The organism is Pseudomonas kulmbachensis (genome assembly GCF_963681935.1).
Classification (GTDB): Bacteria; Pseudomonadota; Gammaproteobacteria; order Pseudomonadales; family Pseudomonadaceae; genus Aquipseudomonas; species Aquipseudomonas kulmbachensis.
This window is the reverse complement of sequence record NZ_OY817088.1, coordinates 2,824,561-2,841,260: the sequence shown is the minus strand read 5'-3', so window position 1 is coordinate 2,841,260 and position 16,700 is coordinate 2,824,561. Positions and strand designations below refer to the sequence as shown.

General features: G+C 58.9%; 16 protein-coding genes. 4 read left to right on the top strand and 12 right to left on the bottom strand.

Annotation, left to right across the window (positions count from 1 at the left end; all coding sequences use genetic code 11):
* Nucleotides 1–15 precede the first annotated feature (15 nt).
* From U5A05_RS12885 to U5A05_RS12875, 3 genes are all read right to left on the bottom strand, one after another.
* Entirely contained in the window at nt 16–987 is a 972-nt protein-coding gene (locus U5A05_RS12885) for a sugar kinase (RefSeq protein WP_261738330.1), read from the bottom strand.
* Entirely contained in the window at nt 980–1,762 is a 783-nt protein-coding gene (locus tag U5A05_RS12880; protein ID WP_321833188.1) for a sugar phosphate isomerase/epimerase family protein, read from the bottom strand. Before U5A05_RS12880 ends, U5A05_RS12885 begins: the two co-directional genes overlap by 8 nt.
* Before the next feature lie 84 nt (nt 1,763–1,846).
* Entirely contained in the window at nt 1,847–2,872 is a 1,026-nt protein-coding gene (locus tag U5A05_RS12875) for a LacI family DNA-binding transcriptional regulator (protein ID WP_321833186.1), read from the bottom strand.
* Nucleotides 2,873–3,146: 274 nt separating this feature from the next.
* Between U5A05_RS12875 and U5A05_RS12870 the strand changes: the two genes are divergently transcribed.
* A complete protein-coding gene (locus U5A05_RS12870; RefSeq protein ID WP_261738328.1) occupies nt 3,147–4,118 on the top strand; it encodes a LysR family transcriptional regulator in 972 nt (323 codons plus the stop codon).
* Nucleotides 4,119–4,157: 39 nt separating this feature from the next.
* On the opposite strand, the gene phnX is transcribed toward U5A05_RS12870, so the two are convergent.
* The 7 genes from phnX to U5A05_RS12835 all read right to left on the bottom strand — a co-directional run bounded on the left by phnX (nt 4,158) and on the right by U5A05_RS12835 (nt 11,026).
* Nucleotides 4,158–4,985 carry a phosphonoacetaldehyde hydrolase gene (gene phnX / locus U5A05_RS12865; RefSeq protein ID WP_321833184.1) on the bottom strand — a complete coding sequence of 276 codons (828 nt, stop codon included), beginning with the start codon at nt 4,983–4,985 and terminating at the stop codon, nt 4,158–4,160.
* Nucleotides 4,986–5,040: 55 nt separating this feature from the next.
* Nucleotides 5,041–5,907, bottom strand: coding sequence for a LysR substrate-binding domain-containing protein (locus U5A05_RS12860; RefSeq protein ID WP_261738326.1), 867 nt, complete (start codon nt 5,905–5,907; stop codon nt 5,041–5,043).
* A gap of 54 nt (nt 5,908–5,961) precedes the next feature.
* A complete protein-coding gene (locus U5A05_RS12855) occupies nt 5,962–7,257 on the bottom strand; it encodes an MFS transporter (protein ID WP_261738325.1) in 1,296 nt (431 codons plus the stop codon).
* An 89-nt stretch (nt 7,258–7,346) separates the two neighbouring features.
* On the bottom strand, nt 7,347–8,438 hold the full coding sequence (psrA, locus tag U5A05_RS12850; RefSeq protein WP_261738324.1) for an iron-containing alcohol dehydrogenase PsrA: 1,092 nt from the start codon (nt 8,436–8,438) through the stop codon (nt 7,347–7,349).
* Between the two features lie 115 nt (nt 8,439–8,553).
* The gene (phnE, locus tag U5A05_RS12845) at nt 8,554–9,372 is read right to left on the bottom strand and encodes a phosphonate ABC transporter, permease protein PhnE (RefSeq protein ID WP_261738323.1); all 819 of its coding nucleotides are present in this window, start codon (nt 9,370–9,372) and stop codon (nt 8,554–8,556) included.
* 2 nt (nt 9,373–9,374) lie between these two features.
* Nucleotides 9,375–10,160, bottom strand: coding sequence for a phosphonate ABC transporter ATP-binding protein (gene phnC, locus U5A05_RS12840; RefSeq protein WP_261738322.1), 786 nt, complete (start codon nt 10,158–10,160; stop codon nt 9,375–9,377).
* The gene (locus U5A05_RS12835; protein ID WP_321833179.1) at nt 10,157–11,026 is read right to left on the bottom strand and encodes a phosphate/phosphite/phosphonate ABC transporter substrate-binding protein; all 870 of its coding nucleotides are present in this window, start codon (nt 11,024–11,026) and stop codon (nt 10,157–10,159) included. Before U5A05_RS12835 ends, phnC begins: the two co-directional genes overlap by 4 nt.
* Before the next feature lie 109 nt (nt 11,027–11,135).
* Here U5A05_RS12835 and U5A05_RS12830 point away from each other — a divergent pair, with 109 nt between their 5' ends.
* The 3 genes from U5A05_RS12830 (at nt 11,136) to U5A05_RS12820 (ending at nt 12,980) form a co-directional block, all read left to right on the top strand.
* On the top strand, nt 11,136–12,008 hold the full coding sequence (locus tag U5A05_RS12830) for a LysR substrate-binding domain-containing protein (protein WP_321833177.1): 873 nt from the start codon (nt 11,136–11,138) through the stop codon (nt 12,006–12,008).
* Nucleotides 12,009–12,090: 82 nt separating this feature from the next.
* Nucleotides 12,091–12,456 carry an avidin-fold protein gene (locus U5A05_RS12825; protein WP_321833176.1) on the top strand — a complete coding sequence of 122 codons (366 nt, stop codon included), beginning with the start codon at nt 12,091–12,093 and terminating at the stop codon, nt 12,454–12,456.
* Between the two features lie 35 nt (nt 12,457–12,491).
* Complete coding sequence (locus tag U5A05_RS12820; RefSeq protein WP_261738318.1) at nt 12,492–12,980, top strand: GNAT family N-acetyltransferase; 489 nt, start codon at nt 12,492–12,494, stop codon at nt 12,978–12,980.
* Nucleotides 12,981–13,049: 69 nt separating this feature from the next.
* On the opposite strand, the gene U5A05_RS12815 is transcribed toward U5A05_RS12820, so the two are convergent.
* Together U5A05_RS12815 and U5A05_RS12810 are read right to left on the bottom strand one after the other, a co-directional pair.
* Nucleotides 13,050–13,532: an OsmC family protein gene (locus tag U5A05_RS12815; protein ID WP_321833172.1), complete on the bottom strand. Its 483-nt coding sequence runs from the start codon at nt 13,530–13,532 to the stop codon at nt 13,050–13,052.
* A gap of 117 nt (nt 13,533–13,649) precedes the next feature.
* Nucleotides 13,650–16,691: an efflux RND transporter permease subunit gene (locus tag U5A05_RS12810; protein WP_261738316.1), complete on the bottom strand. Its 3,042-nt coding sequence runs from the start codon at nt 16,689–16,691 to the stop codon at nt 13,650–13,652.
* Between the last annotated feature and the right edge of the window lie 9 nt (nt 16,692–16,700).

Below are 16,700 nucleotides of genomic sequence, written 5' to 3'. Positions count from 1 at the left end.
GCAGCAGGTGACGGATCAAGCAGATAAAGGGATTTCAAGGGACGCGGGCAGCGCGTGGTAGGCGTTGAGTTCGGCGCGGGTTGGCAGGCCCTCCATATCGCCACGGCTCTGTACGGCACGACTGCCGATCCAGTTGCCGCGCTCCACGGCCTGGGCAAAACCGAGGTTTTCCAGCAAGGCACTGACCACCCCGACGGCAAAGCCGTCCCCGGCGCCGACGGTGTCGATGACGTTGGCGACCGGCACGGCCGCAACGAACTGCTCAATCTGGGCCGTGCGATAGAACGCGCCTTTGGCCCCCAATTTAATAACCACCGCCTCAGCACCTTGGTCGAGGTAGAACGCGGCGATGTCGGATGGGTCGTCGTAACCGGTCAGCAAACGGCCCTCGCTCAACCCCGGCAATACCCAGTGGGCATGGGCGGCGAGGGCGTTGATGTCGCGAATCATCTGTTGTTCGCTGGCCCACAGTGAAGGGCGCAGGTTGGGGTCGAAGGACACGCTGTTGCCCGCGGCGCGCATCGACTTCATCAGTTCAAAGGACAATTCGTTGCAGCTTGCCGAGAGCGCAGGCGGGATGCCGGTAGCGTGCAAATGCCGGGCACCGAGCAACTCCGGGGTAAGTGCAGAACGGTTCAGGTGGCTGGCGGCAGAGCCGCGGCGGAAGTACTCCACCTGTGGGTCGCTGCCATCGTCAACCCGGGATTTGAGCTGGAAACCGGTCGGGTGTTGCGGGTCGACTTCGACATGCTGGCAGTTCAGCCCTTCGGCTTGCAGCGTATTGAGTATAAAGCGGCCCAGGGAGTCCGCACCCACACGACTCAACCAGGCCACATTGAAACCCAGACGCGCCAGGCCAATGGCGACGTTGCTGTCAGCCCCGGCGATACGTTTGTGGAACTGCTCGACCTGCGCCAGATCGCCAGTGTGTTCGGCGACCAACATGGCCATGGTTTCGCCAAACGACAACACATCAACTTTAGACATGGCTCAACTCCTGCTGTTGTTGGCTCAAGCGGGCCAGCACGGCAACGTGTTCCAGGGTCAGTACGTCGAGGTTCGACCCCTGCAACGGATATTCAATTGCGCGGGTAAGGCCATGGGGCATATGGGTCATCAGGTGTTGCCACTGCTGCAAGTCGGTGGCGGTCGGTGGTGTGGCAATCAGTTTGCCGTCCGCGCGACGGCTCACGCCTTTGCAGTGCAGGTAAGTGACGTAGCGGCCCAGCAGGCGGGCGGCGGTGCTGGCCGATTGGTCTTGCCAATGCCAGTTGCCGATATCGAAGGTCATGCTGATCGGCGCTTGCTGCTGCTCGACCTGATCAAAAAAGCGCTGCATCGGCTCGATGCGACCGCCGTAGGAGGTCTGGTCATTTTCCACCAGTAACTGCACCGGCTGCTGGTTCAGGCAGGCCGCCAGGTTTTGCAGGTCACAGTGTTCGGTGAAATAGCCCAGGGATACTTTCAGCCATTTGGCGCCGAAGGCGTGGGCTCGCTGCAACGTAGCCTGCAGTTGGGTATTGGGCCGCGATTGTCCGGCTTCCCACAGTTCCAGTGGCGACGAAAACACACATTCAAGCCCCTGTTGCTGAACGGCCTGGCTAAAGGTGCTCGGGTCTTCGCTGGTCAACAACTCTTCGCGCAGTTCGATACGGGTCACACCGGCCTTGGCCAGCAATTCAATGAAGTTGGTTTGTCCGCGCTGGCGAACCAGATCGGCGCCGTAGCTCGAGAGGCTGATGGAAACGGGGAATGTAGTCATTGTTATTGATCTCTGAAACCGGTTTCATTTTATTGTGCGTTAAACGGCTGGCGACCGGTTCAAGGGTTGTCAGCCGGTAAAGTGTCAGGTAGTCAGGGGTTGTGTAGAGCCGCGGACGATCAACTGCGGGGCAAAGTTCAGCGCCCGAGCAGGCGACTTGTCGCCGCTCAGGCGCTTCAACAGGCAGTTAAATGCACTGGCACCCATCTGTTGCGTAGGCTGGGCCAGGGCAGTGATGCCGCTGCCAACCAGCGGGAACCACTCCAGGTCATCGAGGGCAATCAGGCCCACGTCTGCAAACAACTGGCAGTTCAACTCGCGCAGCACCTGGGTGCAGGCCAGCGCGGCGAGGCCGTTGGCGCAAAACAGAGCCTTGGGGCCGTGGCCCGGGGTGTGCAGGAAAGTCTGGATATCAGCGTGCAGTGCCGCGCCGGTTTTCACCACGGTTCCGCGCAGGGCGGGGCGTGCGGCCAGCTGGCTGGTAAAACTGTGGATGCGCTCGATCCGCGAACTGGTGCCGTCGACCGGCTCGCTGACCATCAGCAAGTCGCGATAACCCTGCTGCTCAAGATGCTCAAGGGCCATGCGCACCGCATCAGCGTTATCGAGGCCGACCAGATCGGTGTGCAGTTGCTCGACTTTACGGTCAATCAGCACGATGGGCATTTCCTGATGCAGCTCAAGCAGCGCGTCAGGGTCATGGCCAAGGGTGTTAAGGATCAGGCCTTCGATATTGTAGGAGCGCAGGGCTGCCAGATGCTGACGCTCTTGCTCGTCATTGCGGTCGGTGTTGCACACCACCAGGTTGTAACCGTGCTGACGGCAGGCGGTTTCTACGCCATGCATGACCGCAATCGAATAGGGGTTGCGAATATCGGCCACCAGCATCCCGATCAGCCGCGTACGTCCGCGTTTCAAGCCACGGGCCATTTGATTGGGGCGATAGCCCAGGTCATTGATCGCACGCTCGATACGCTCGGCAATGGCTTCGGAGAGCAAGGCGCGGTCTTCGCCAATAAAGCGCGACACGCTGGCCTTGGACACACCGGCCCGCTGGGCAACATCGAGCATGGTTACGCGGGTGCGCTGGGCTGCTGAAAAACTGTTCACGGCCTGAAACCTTTTATTTGAGTTATCGCAGGCGGTTTCGCGCGAGGGCGCTGAAACCGGTTTCATGGGAACTCAAATAGCCCGCTCTCGTCAAGTGTCACACGCATGGTTTTTTGCCATCGCTGTAACGTCAGGTTCATAAACTGGCTTCATGATGAAGGTTTTGGTGGGCGCGGTAGACCTGACTATCGATGGCGCGCAATTGAACCGGATCCTGGAGTAAGTCACCTCGCAAGGCCTGGATGCACAAGATCAACAAGACACGGAGTCGAGCATGATATTCCTTGAACACCCGGTGCACCACGGTGCCCCCCATGACCGAGAACACCTTGAGTTGCCAGCACCGCTATTGGCCCCGGCAGCCGTGGACCCCGATGTGGCCAGTTACTTTCTGGCATGTGCACGCTCGGGTTGCTTCACCCAAGCGGCACGCAGCCTGAATATCAAGACCACGCTGCTGCGCAAGCGCCTGGCCGAGCTGGAAGAGCAGGTACACGGCTCACTGTTCAATCATCAGGGCAAGGCGTTGGTACTCAGCGAAGCAGGCCAGCAGCTACAGGCGCAACTGATCGCTCAGGACCGGCGCTTGCCGCAGATCGAGCAACCGCTGATCCGCTTGGCCGTGGCCGAACCGATCCTGCACGACATTCTCGGTCGCGACTTGATTGCCTTGCTGCGGCGCAATGCCAGCGTGCGGCTGGACATTATCTCCCTCGATGGCCAGCAATCATTGCAAGGCGTAGAGGCCGACCTGGTGTTGTGGCTGTCGGACGTCGACTCGCCAGGGCCCGGCCCCAGCTTTCGCATCCAGCCAGCGAGACCGCTGGCTCGCCTGCATTACCTGCCCCATATCGCCAAACGCTATTCACGCTCGATCACCCGCCCGGAGAACCTGGAAGACCTGATCGACTACATGCTGGTGCAGTGGCGTCCCGACCAGCAGATCGAAGCCCTGCGCCCCTGGAACAACCTGGTGCAACAGCGGCTGAGTTCGGTGGTACACGTGCACGACTACTCATTGATGCTGGAAACTATCCGCTGCGGCGGCTGCATCGGCCTGCTGCCGCACTATATGAGTCACTTCGACCGCGAACTGATCGCCTTGCCAGGGTTGTTGCCTGATAGCCTGCAGCGGGGGGCATGGATGGCAGTGAATGCAGATGTGCGCTATCCAAAGGAGGTGCAGATGCTGGTGGACTTGATTGTCAGTACGTTTGAGGGGCGCAAGGATTGGTTTGCCGGTTAGATTCGACCTTGCTAGCAAAACTCGGGCCCCTGAACTTCATCAGTAACTCTGTGGCATCTCGCCCCGTGCCAGTCGTGCGTTGATATCTTCGACCACGCCCGGCAACTCGCAAATGGTGTCGATCAGGTAATGGGGGCGTGAACCCTCGAACATTTGGCTGATGCGGGCACGCTCTTCAGCCAGTTTTTGCTCCGGTAGATCCCTGTACTGTTCGTAGGTCAGGCCAAGGGCGTTGCCCGAGCAGGTGAGGGCGACTGTCCACATTCCCGCACTGCGGCCCTCAAGGATACCGGGCCAGGTGTCATCGACCTTGACGCATGCGGCGACGTCGCTCACTCCAAGGGCGATCACGTTGGCCAGCGCCTGGGCCGGGTGTGGGCGGCCGTTGGGAACTTCGTCGGTGGCGACCACATGGTCGGCTACATAGCCATTGGCCCTGGCCAGTTCCACGACCTTGGCCATGACCACTGCCGGATATCCCGAGCAAGAGCCGATTTTCAGACCCTGGTCGCGCAATGCAGCGATGGCATCCAGGGCGCCAGGGATAAGGGCTGAATGCAGGGCGATTTTCTCGATCTGCAGGGGAATAAAGCGTTCATAGAGCGCGGTGACGTCAGCATCACTGGGCAGGCGGTCGAAGACCGCGCGGTAACGTTCGGCGATCTGCGGTTGATTGCACAGGGTGCGAATGTGGTCCCACTTGCCCATACCCATCGGACCACGGGCTTCTTCGAGGCTCACGGCTACGCCGAACTCGGCAAAGGCTTCGACAAAAATCTGGGTGGGAGCGAAGGAGCCGAAATCGACTACGGTGCCAGCCCAGTCCAGAACGACTGCTTGCAGACGGGTCGGTTGTTGGTAATTCATGGTCAATCTCCAGTGTTGATGGGTTCAAGGGGTTTTGTGTTCAGGGTTCAGGCGTCTATTGCACGGCGCTGGTGTCAAACAGCTCGGCGATCATCGGGCGATTTCTGCGTATGCCCAGGCAGCACAGGTGGTAGTCGATAAACAGTGGGTGATCGACAAAGGTGATGGGGACTGTGCCCGGGGTTTCTGCATACTCGACGGCCGACACAAAGCCGATGCCGATGCCCCGTGCGATGGCATGCACAATCGCTTCGCGGCTGTTGAGTTGCATCACGCAGTTGAGCGCGACGCCCTGGCGCTTGCAGCTTTCTTCCACCAATTGCCGGGTGCGCGAGCTTTGTTCGCGCATTACCCAGCGTTCATGGCTGATTTCAGTAAAGTGAACCTCGGCCTGACGGGCCCAAGGATGGTCATCGCGCACCACGGCAATAATCGGATAGCGCCGATACAGCTGGGTATGAAAGCGCTCATCGAACTCGGACAGCGCGAGGATTGCGACATCGATATCGAAGTTGAACAGCCGTGCCAGGGTCTCGCGTTCCGTGGAGAACGAGGTCTCCAGTTCGATATCCGGATGGCGCTGCATCAATGCGTAAGTCATGTTCATCGCAATGGGCGGCGAGACCGCTCCCAGGCGCAACATCCCGGTCTTGCGCTGTTTGAAGCTTTGCAGCAGTTGCACCGCTTCATCTTCCTGGCCGAACAGGCCCTGGGTGATGACATAGAGTTGATGCCCGGCCGAACTCATTTCTATAAAGCGCCCGCGACGGTGGAACAGCTCCACGGAAAACTTTTTCTCCAGCGCGTTGACCTGCTCGCTGACGGTTGGCTGGCCGACGCACAGGTACTCAGCCGCGAGAGTAAAACTGCCGGTCTTGGCCACCGCGTGAAAGGAGCGTAACCACTTGTGGTACTGGTACATAAAAGCTTCCTGTTGCCGGGCTGTCGGGTTAATTCAAGCAGCTAAATGACATGTTCAGCGCCTGATAAACAACGCGACCGCGGCGCTGCACAGGCACGCAGTGGTCACTACGACGAAAATCAATGAGGTATTGCCCGTGCTATCGAGCATGCTGCCGATCAGGGGTTCTGCCAGACCGGCAAACAGGTAAGACGAAAAGTTCATCACTCCAGTGGCGGTGCCCGCGCGTTTGGCACCCACCAGATCGGGACACAGGGCCCAAAAACTGGAAGCCGGGCCGTAGACGAAGAAACCGCAGAGGAACAGCGCTACCAGGCCGATTGCGCTATGGGGCGGCAGGACCCACATCCACAAGCTGGTAGCAGCGCCCAAGACCATATAGAGCATGATCGCCAGGTAGCGTTTGGAGCCGAACAGCTTGTCCGAGACCCAGCCATTGCTCAGCGCACCGATGGCCATGCCGACCGGCAAGGCAACGGTGATCCACTTGGGATCGACCATGCTGTCACCGCTTTTCCAGTCAGCACCCAGAAAATGCACCGGCACCCACACGATCAGGCCATAGCGAGCGGCGTTCTGAAATCCCAGGGACACGGCGGCTATGATCAGGCGAAAGTTCTTCAATACTGCGGAGTAACGCTGCAACGAGGTTTCGACTTCACCCTGCGCCACTTCATGGTTTTTATCGTCGGCATTGGCCACGCCGGTGTCACCCAGAGGCTCAAAACCCAGGTCCTGGGGGCGCTCACGGGCAACCAGATAAAAAATGATGCCGCCTGCCAGCATCAGCAATACGGGCAAGCGGAAGATCCAGCGCCATTCCAGTTGCAGCACTTCGAGCACAACGATGGACGTGATATACGAAAGTACCGACGCGCAACCGGCGGCGAACACATAAAAGCCGTAGACCTTGCCGCGTTCGCCGGCACTCCACCAATTGGAAATCAGGCGACTGCCCGGTGCCCAGCCCAGCGCCTGAAAGTAGCCGTTAATGCCCCAAGGCAGGATCAAGCTGGTAAAACCGCTGGCAAAACTGGTGACCCAGTTGGCGGCGCATGACAATACGGCGCCCAAGGTCATGATGCGCCGCCCACCGAATTTATCAGCCAAGTTGCCATTGATAGCCTGGCCTACGGCGTAAGACCAAAGCATCGCGGCAGAAATCCAGCCCAGGGTCTCTTTGGTCAAGCCAAATTCTGCCTGGATGCCGGGAATGGCGAAGCCGAAGGTCTGGCGGCCAGTGTAGAAAAACAGATAACAGAACATGGCGGCCAGCAGCATGCGCCACTGAGCCACGCGAAACGATGGACTGGGGACGGCGAGATCAGACAGGGTTTGGGCACGATTCATGATCTTTTCCTTATTATTGTTCGTCCCCTTGGGCCAAGGTCCAAGGGTGGCACTCTGTATGGGAGCAGCAGGAAATTACTGTGGGGCGGCTACGCAGCTTGTGAACCGATAAAGTTTTTGCCGCGTGCGCCCTGCATGGCGAACTGGACCATTTTCTCGGCCTCGACCGCCGTCACCCCGTAATCGGTGAATTCGGTTTTCACGTCGAGGTTGTGCAGGAACTCTCGCAGCTGGCGCTGGGCATGGTGCACGTCAGTGCCAAACACTCGCTGCAGGGTCCGGTCGCGTGCTGCGTCGTGCCCCCATGCCATGCCCAGCACCAGCGGCAAGGTGAACGAGCAGGCAATGCCATGGGGCAAGCCGTAGCGCAGGGTCATTTCATAAGAAATAGAGTGGGCCAGAGCGGTCTTGGTATTGGAAAACGCCATCCCGGCCTTGAGCGCGGCAAGGGCCATGCGCGAACGAAGTTCCGGGTTGCACAGGTCGTGGCGCAGCAGCGGCAGGCATTCGAGGATGTCTTCGATGGCAGCAACGGCAAAGGTGTCTGAAACCGCGTTGCCGTTGATATTCCAGATCGATTCCAGGGCATGGGACAACGCATCCAGCCCCGTCGAAACCGTCACTGAAGCCGGCACAGTGAGCATTAATTGCGGGTCGATAATGGCCACCTTGGGCCAGGTACAGTCCAGGTGCAGGGAGTATTTTTTCTGGCTGAGTGAATCCCAGATGGTCGCCCAGGGCGTTACTTCGCTGCCGGTGCCTGCGGTGGTAGGCGCCGCGATCAGGACTTTGCTGCGAGCCGGGGTAAAGGGTTGGCCGGTTGCCAACAACGTCAGCAACTCATCGAAGCTGCCGGTTTCGGTGCCGACGATCAGAGCCTTGGCCGTATCGATCGCGCTGCCACCGCCCACGGCGACCACCACCTGGCAGTCACCGGCTTCGCGCCAGAAACGCTCGTAAGTGTTACGCAGTTGCGCCACGTCCGGGTTGGGCTGCACGTCTTCGATCACATACACCAGGCGCTCGCCCAGCAAGTCCTCGATACGCTGCACCAACCCCAGCGCCCGCGCCTCGGGAAACGTCACCAGGGCAACGCTCTGGTGTTCGGTGATATCGGCAAGTTCCAGCAAGCTGCCCCAGCCGAAGCGGGTTTCAACCGGGTTGTAGAATCGGGATGTCATGGTGGGTCCTTTTTTTGTTGTTGTCGCAGGTGGCCCCATACTCGGGGGCAAGCGAAAACAGCTCAAATCGATAAATCGCAGGTTTGAATCGGCTCAGCCGATACAAGGACGGCCGTTAATGGCTCGAACCACGCTGAATGGCGCTACGCAGTCGGCTCGACGCGGCATCGGCGATGATCACCATGACCGTAATGACGATGATGCAGGTGGCGGTTTCCTGATACTTGAACAGCTTGAGGCTGCTCACCAGCTCAAATCCCAACCCGCCAGCACCCACCATGCCCAGCACGGTTGCCGAACGCAGATTAACCTCGAAGCGGTAGAGCACCACGGCGATCCAGGCGGTGATGACCTGAGGCAGCACGCCAAACACAATCACTTGCAGAGGTCGGGCACCGGTTGCCTGTAGCGCCTCGATGGGCCCCTGGTCGATTTCCTCGATGCTTTCGGCAAAAAACTTGCCGAGCATGCCCAGGCCATGCAGCGCCAAAGCCAGAACCCCGGGAAACGGTCCAAGGCCGACAGCCGAGACGAAAATCAGCGCCAGGATCAACTCATTGATGCTGCGGGTAAAATTAAGGAACTGGCGTGTCGCGTGAAACACCAGGCGGTTGCGGCTCAGGTTGCGGGCCGCCAGAAATGACAACGGGATAGCCAGCAAAACACCGAGCAGCGTGCCCCAGATTGCGATTTGCAGGGTCTCAACCGCTGGCGCCAGCAAACGCGGCAGAATGCTCAGATCCGGTGGCACGGTACGGGCCAGAAAGTCGCCGATTTGCGGCAAACCGTCGGCCAGCTCGCCGATACTCAGTTGCGCGCCCTGAGCGCTCCAGTGCAGGGTCATGATCACCGCCAGGGCAATCGCCCCGGTGCTCAGCCAACTGCGCGTGCCACGGGGCAGGTCCACGGTCCAGTGATAGTTATGCGGTTTCATCTTCAGCCCCTCAGTTCAGCGCAGTAGCTCATGGCAGGCAAGGGGGCAGTGCAGGTTGCTTGCTGCCCCGGATAGATACGCTGCAAGTCGGCCTCGCTCAGGCCTTCGGCGCTGCCGTCATACACCAGACTGCCGTGAGCCAGCCCCACAATCCGGTCACCGAACTCGCGGGCATAATCGACCTGATGCAAATTGCACAGCACGGTGATACCCAGTTCACGGCTGGCGTCGCGCAGGTATTGCAGCACCAGACGAGCTGTCTTTGGATCGAGGCTCGCGACCGGCTCATCAGCGAGAATTACCTTGGGTCGTTGCGCCAATGCGCGGGCGATGCCCACCCGCTGCATCTGCCCACCGGACAGCGAATCAGTACGCTGATGGGCCTTGTGATCGAGTTCGACACGGGCCAGGCATTGCATGGCCAACTCGATATCGTCACGGCGAAACAGTTGCAGCACCGATGCCAGGGTCGAAACAGCGCCAAGACGCCCGGTCAGCACGTTTTTCAACACGCTCAGGCGCGGCACTACATTGTGGTGCTGGAAAATCATCGCCACCTGCTGGCGCAGGAGTCGCGGGTCGCTGCAGCCCAGCGCGTCGATACCCGCCACTTCAAGGGTGCCGGAGTCGGCCTGAGCCAAGCGGTTGATGCAACGCAGCAGGGTGGATTTACCTGCACCGGACTGGCCCAGAATCACCACGAATTCGCCTGCGCCCACTTGCAGATCGATACCGCGCAACACCGGGTTGCTACCGAACTGCTTGGTCAGATTACCGATGCGGATCATTTCATGCTCCGCAAGTCGAGGTTGAGCACCTTGGCCGTGTCGCGAACCACGTCATAGGCCGAGTCCGTGGTGGGCTGAAAGCCATCCAGAACGCCCTGGTCACCCCACGGCACATCCTTGATCGAGGCCAGGGCCGCAGCGACTTTGAGCTTGAGCGCCGGGTCCAGCTTTTTGCGCCAGACCATCGGCGACTCAGGAATTGGCCGCGAACTCCATACCACTTGAAAATCGTCCTGCTTGATCATTTGCTTGGCCGCGGCGCTGCTGAAAATACGATCGGCCACTGCAGCGGCATCCACCTTGTGGTTTTCTACCGCGAGGATGCTGGCGTCATGCGAGCCGGAGAAAATTACCCGTGAGAACAGCGTGCCAGGATCGAAACCCGCCTGTTCCAGTCCTGCTTTGGGGAACAGATGGCCCGACGCCGAGCTTGGATCGACAAATGCAAAAGTGCGCCCCTTGAGGTCAGCCAGTTCGCGAATTCCACTGTCCTTTCTCGCCAGAATCACGCTGTGGTAAGCGCTTTGTCCGGTCTTTTTGGTAACCGCCACCGCAAAGGCCTCGACATCGGCCACGGATGTCGCCAGCACATAGGAGAAAGGCCCCAGGTATGCCACGTCGAGCTTGCCTGAGCGCAACGCTTCGATGATGCCGTTGTAGTCGGTTGCGACATAAGGCACGACCGGCATCCCCAGCGTGCTTTCAAGACGACTCAACACCTGCTTGCTGGCTTCGATCATGGCCTGTGAGTCTTCGGACGGAATCAGGCCGATGGTCAATTTATCACTGGCACAAACTTGGCCAACTGTGCCGATGGCGAGAAGCGAAAGGCTGGCGACACGCAGAAATCGAGAGAGGGTTTTCATGGCATTCCAGGAGGTCTGATGGAGTTGCCACAGGCTAGGAATGTCACGTGACAGTCATGTGATCAATTCAATATGGGTTTAAGCAGTTAACTATTGATGGAGTCTATGGATGTCGACCTCGCGGATGCGCGCTTTTCTCGCAGTGGCCCGCCACGCCAGCTTCAGTGCTGGCGCCAGAGCGCTGGGGCTCAGCCAGCCGACGCTGACGACCCAGGTGCAAGGGCTTGAACGCGAGCACAATGTCGAGCTTTTCCACCGCCGTGGCCGGCGCATCGAGTTATCCGATGTGGGCCGCCAACTGCTGCCGATTGCCCAGGCCATGGCCGCCCTCGACCTGGAAGCGCATAACCTGTTGCGTGACTCCGGTCGGCTTGACAGTGGCCAATTGAAGCTGGGGGCCGTGGGACCGTTTCATGTGATCGAAATGGTCGACGGCTACCACCAGCTTTATCCGCGTATTGATGTATCGATACGGGTCGGCAACTCGGCGCAAGTGCTGGCGGACCTTGAAAACTACACCACCGACATTGCCGTTCTGGCCGGTCTGCACAACGACCCGGCACTGTGCTCCGTACGCTATGCGCGACACGCGATTGTGTTGTTTGCCCACCATAAGCACCCGCTGGCGCGTTATGAGAGCGTGCCGTTACAGGCACTCGAAGGCCAGGCCATGTTGCAGCGCGAGCGTGGCTCGACCACGCGCCTGGTTATGGAGCGGGCTTTGAGCGAAGCCGCTGTCGAACCGCGAATTGCCATGGAAATCGGCAGCCGGGAAGCCTTGCGTGAAGCCGTGGTGCGCGGCATCGGTCTGGGTGTGGTATCCGAAGCCGAGTTTATCCCCGACCCACGGATTCGCATGATACGTATCGAGGGCGAGCCGCTCTTCACCGAAACGTACCTGTACTGCCTGACAGAACGCCGGGCCAGCCGGTTGATTTCTTCTTTTTTTGACAGCGTTCAGGGAGCAGCGAGGGCCGGGTAGAACAGGGTGCAGGTCTTTGCGGACATCGGGTAGGATCACTCAGAGTTGCAATGGACCCTTTCGATCACAGGACGCGACATTTATGCCAACCGCTTTTTCTCCAGTTAGCGAACGTTTGCACAATCGCCGATTTATCGTCGCGGGCAACACCCAGGGGCTATCCGGTGCAGGCACGGTTTTTCATTACCTTGTTGAGGAACATGCTATTTCGGGCACTTACCAGGGCGGCCGGATTCGCACGGGCAATCAAGTCGGCCGGGTAACGGGCCCCGATTCCATTGAACTGCTTTTCCAGTGTTTGACCCTGGACGGCGAGCTTCTCTGTGGCTGGTCCCGTGGCACTGTAGGTGTTGATCAGGCAGGCCGTACCACCCTGAATTTCGTATGGGGCTGGTTATCGGGCGCAACGGGTGGTGGAGAGTCAAGCTATGTAGAGCTTGGCGCGTAACGGGCATTTTTTGAAATGGACCTCAGGGGCAGGCGATGAAATTTCAACATAGGCCAGTACAGGCTGATGATATCAGGACGATATGTGGCTTTCCTCTTGGCGAGCGGGAACTGTTTTTCATGTTCCCCAAAGCGCAATACCCTCTGACTGAAGCCCAGTTGTCGGGGGCCATTGCTCAGCGTTTCGACTCTACGGTTGTCGAAAGCGGGGGCAGGGTAGTTGGTTTCGCTAACTTTTATCGGGCTGACACGGGCGGGGTTTGCTGTATCGGCAATGTCATCGTCGCCAAGGAGGCGCGAGGGCAAGGTGTGGCGAGCTTTCTTGTGGAGACCATGACTGCCCTGGCGTTCGAACGTCATGACGCGACAGAAGTGCAGTTATCGTGCTTCAACGAAAATACGGCAGGTTTGCTGCTTTATCCAAAATTGGGCTTTGTGCCCTTTGCTGTCGAAGAACGAGCCAGCTGGGAGGGTGGTAGAACAGCACTCATCCACATGACTCGCCGCAGAGCGGGCCAGTCATAAAACTCTCGACCGTGCCCGCAGGTGATACCTGCAACGCTGGAAAGGGCACTCTTTGCCCTTTTCAGTGGCTCAAGCATTGTGACTGACGGACAGTTGCGGCTCATGGCTGACTGGAAAGTTGACCGAGCGTGCGATAAAGCATTTTTCGTGTGCGGCAGAGTGCAGTGCACGCGCTTTCTCGATGTCAGCGCCTGAAGCCAGAACCACTTTGGGTCTTAATACAACTGAGGTGAACTGACCCGCGCCATCGCTTTGCTCGACCATTGCTCCTTGTGCATTGTCCTCGTAGGCCAACACGACAATTGAGGCTTCGGCACACAGCCCCAGGTACCACAATTTATGGCATGCGGATAAGGATGCAACCAGCAGTTCCTCCGGGTTCCAGCGTGTTGGATCGCCCCGAAAGGAAGGGTCGGATGAGCCGTCGATAGGTGTTTTGTCGGCTGCCCGGATTACATGTGCCCGGCTGTAACCGCGATAAGAAGATGTCCCTGTGCCCTGATTGCCAGTCCAGCTTACCTGGACTTCGTAGCGGTGCATTTTGTCTGCCATTCGATCATTCCTTGGGGGCTGAATCCAGCGGTTTGCGGCAAGTCAGCCTATATCAAACGGGCGCTACCACGCAGTAAATACTGCCAGTGCTTTTGTAGCCGCTTCGCTCTTCAGCGGCTACGCAGGGTGCGTCTGCTCGGTCTGGTGCGAGGTGCCAATAAACATGTACATCGCCGGGACCATCAGCAGCGTCAGCAGGGTGCCGATCGACAGCCCGGCAAAGATCACCAGGCCCATGTCATGACGCCCCGCAGCGCCTGCACCAGAGGCCCAAACCAATGGCACCACGCCCAATACCATCGCCGCCGTGGTCATCAGGATCGGGCGCAGACGAACGCCGGCTGCCTCTTCAATCGCCTCGCGCTTGCTGCGACCTGCGCGCTGCAACTCGTTGGCAAACTGCACGATCAGAATCCCATGCTTGGTGATCAGCCCCAGCAGCGTCACCAGCCCGACCTGGGTGTACACGTTGATCGAGGCGAATCCCATGGTGATAAAGGCCAGCGCACCAAACAGGGCCGGAGGTACCGAGAACAGAATCACTACCGGGTCGCGGAAACTCTCGAACTGGAAGGCCAGGGCCAGGTAGACGATAAGAATCGAGAACAGCAGTAAACCGACGAACCCGCCTGATTCCTGCATGAACTGGCGCGATTCACCCGAGAAGTCTGATGTGTAACCCGATGGCGCAACGTTGCTCAGAATCGTATTCAACTTCGCCAGCAGTTCGCCCTGGGCCACGCCACTGACGCCTGAAAGGGTCGCCGAGTTGAGTTGCTGGAAGTGGTTGATCGATTCCGGCTGCGTCGAGGTCTCGATATGCGCCACCGTGCGCGCCGGAATCATGGATCCGGATGGCGTGCGAATGTAGTAATCGAGAATTTGTTCCGGGTTCAGGCGGTCAACCTGCAACACCTGGGGAATGACTTTGTACGAGCGCCCGGCTGTCGAGAAGTAGTTCACGTAGTTACCACCCAGTGCGGCTGAAAGAGCAGCACCGACGTCTGCCTGGGTCATGCCCAGTGCGGCGATTTTTTCCCGGTCAACCACAAGCCTGGCTTGTGGCTTGTCCAGTTTCAAATCCATGTCGGAGAACCAGAACAGCTGTTGTTTCTGCGCCTCGGCCATTACCGCTTGAGCGACTTCGTTGAGGTTTTCCACCGAATCGGTGGTAGTGATCACAAATTGCACCGGCAAACCCTGAGCGCCCGGCAGTGATGGCAGCGGGAAGGCCGCGATGGTTGCGCCCGGCACCTGATTCCACTTCTGCTGCAGATCTTTCACCACATCGGCTTGTGAACGTGTGCGCTGGCTCCAGGGCTTGAGCAGCACCCCACCCAGCCCCTGGTTGAGTGCGGGCAGCCCGGTCAACTGGAACATCTGGGCATATTCGGGTTCTTTGTTGGCTATCTGGAAAGCCTGGTCGGCAATGCGCTCCATCTGTTGGGGCGATGCCGTCGGCGGGCCTTTGATTTGCATGAATACCAGGCCTTGGTCCTCGGTCGGGGACAGCTCGCTTTTAGCGGTCATGCCGCTGGCGGCGACCAGCAGGAACAATACGAAGCCGAATGTCACCAGCACCGGCCAGACATCCAGACCGGCTGACAGCACGCGACGGTAGCGCCCCCGCAGCCAATCAAAGTACTGATCGAGCCGGCGGGCGAAGCGACCTTCTTCCTGCCCGGACTTGAACAGGCGTGAGGTCATCATCGGCGAGAGGGTCAACGCCACCACGGCCGATACGGTCACGGCACCGGCCAGGGAGAAACAGAACTCCTTGAACAGAGCTCCCGTGAGACCGCTGCGCAACCCGATGGGCACGTACGCGGCAATCAGCACCACAGTCATCGCAACAATCGGACCACCCAGTTCCCGCGCCGCGATCAGCGCGGCTTCCATCACACCTTTACCTTCCTCCTTGATATGGCGGTCGACGTTTTCAACCACAATAATCGCGTCGTCCACCACCAAGCCTATTGCGAGCACCAGGGCGAGCAAGGTCAGCAGGTTGATGGAGTAACCCAGCAGGTACATGACGAAGAATGTCCCGACCAGGGACAGCGGTATCGCCACCAAGGGCACAATCACCGCCCGGAACGAGCCGAGGAACAGGTAGATGACCACCGACACAATGATCATCGCTTCTGCCAGGGTCTTCACCACCTCAACAATCGAGGTGTTGATGAACTCCGTGGAGTCATAAACGATTTCACCGCGCACCCCTGCGGGTAACTGCGATTGCAGCTCGGGGAATGCGTTGCGCACACTGGTGGCGACGGTCAGGATGTTCGCATTGGGTGCCGCCTTGATACCGATAAACACCGAGCGCTTGCCGGAAAACGCCACGCTGCTGTCGTAGCTTTCTGCGCCCAGGGTGACGTTCGCCACATCCTCCAGGTAGACCAGTGCATCGCCTTTTTGCTTGATCACCAGTCGCTTGAATTCATCCACCGTGTGCAAGTCGGTCCCGGCCGTCAGATCAATCGTTACCATTTGACCTCGGGTCGAGCCCACGGCAGACAAGTAGTTATTGTTTGCCAGAGCTGTGGACACGTCCTGCGCCGTCACGTTATGCGCTGCCAGTTTGTCCGGGTCCAGCCAGGCGCGCAGGGCAAACTGACGCCCGCCAAGAATTTCTGCGGTCTGCACGCCCTGGATCGAGTCCAGCTTGGGCTTGACCACCCGCACCAGGTAATCGGTGATGTTATTGGTAGGCAGTGTGTCGCTGTAGAAACCCAGGTACATGGCGTCCGTGGTCTGTCCGACTGCGACCGACAGCACTGGTTCCTGGGCCTGTGCCGGTAGCTGGTTCTTGACCGAGTTGACCTGGGTATTGATTTCGGTGAGTGCCTTGCTGGCGTCGTAGTTGAGCCGCAGCGTTGCGGTAATGGTCGATACGCCGGTGATACTCGACGAGGACAGGTAGTCGATGCCCTGGGCTTGTGCGATGGCCGATTCAAGCGGCTGGGTAATAAAGCCTGCAACCGTGGCGGCGTCAGCACCGTAGTAAGCGGTAGTGATGGTGACGACGGTATTTTCAGTCCGTGGCCATTGGTTTACCGGCAATTCAAAGATCGAGCGCAGCCCCAGGATCAAGATGAACAGCGAGACGACCACGGCCCAGACCGGTCGCTGAATAAAGGTATCGGTAAATTTCATGGGACACCT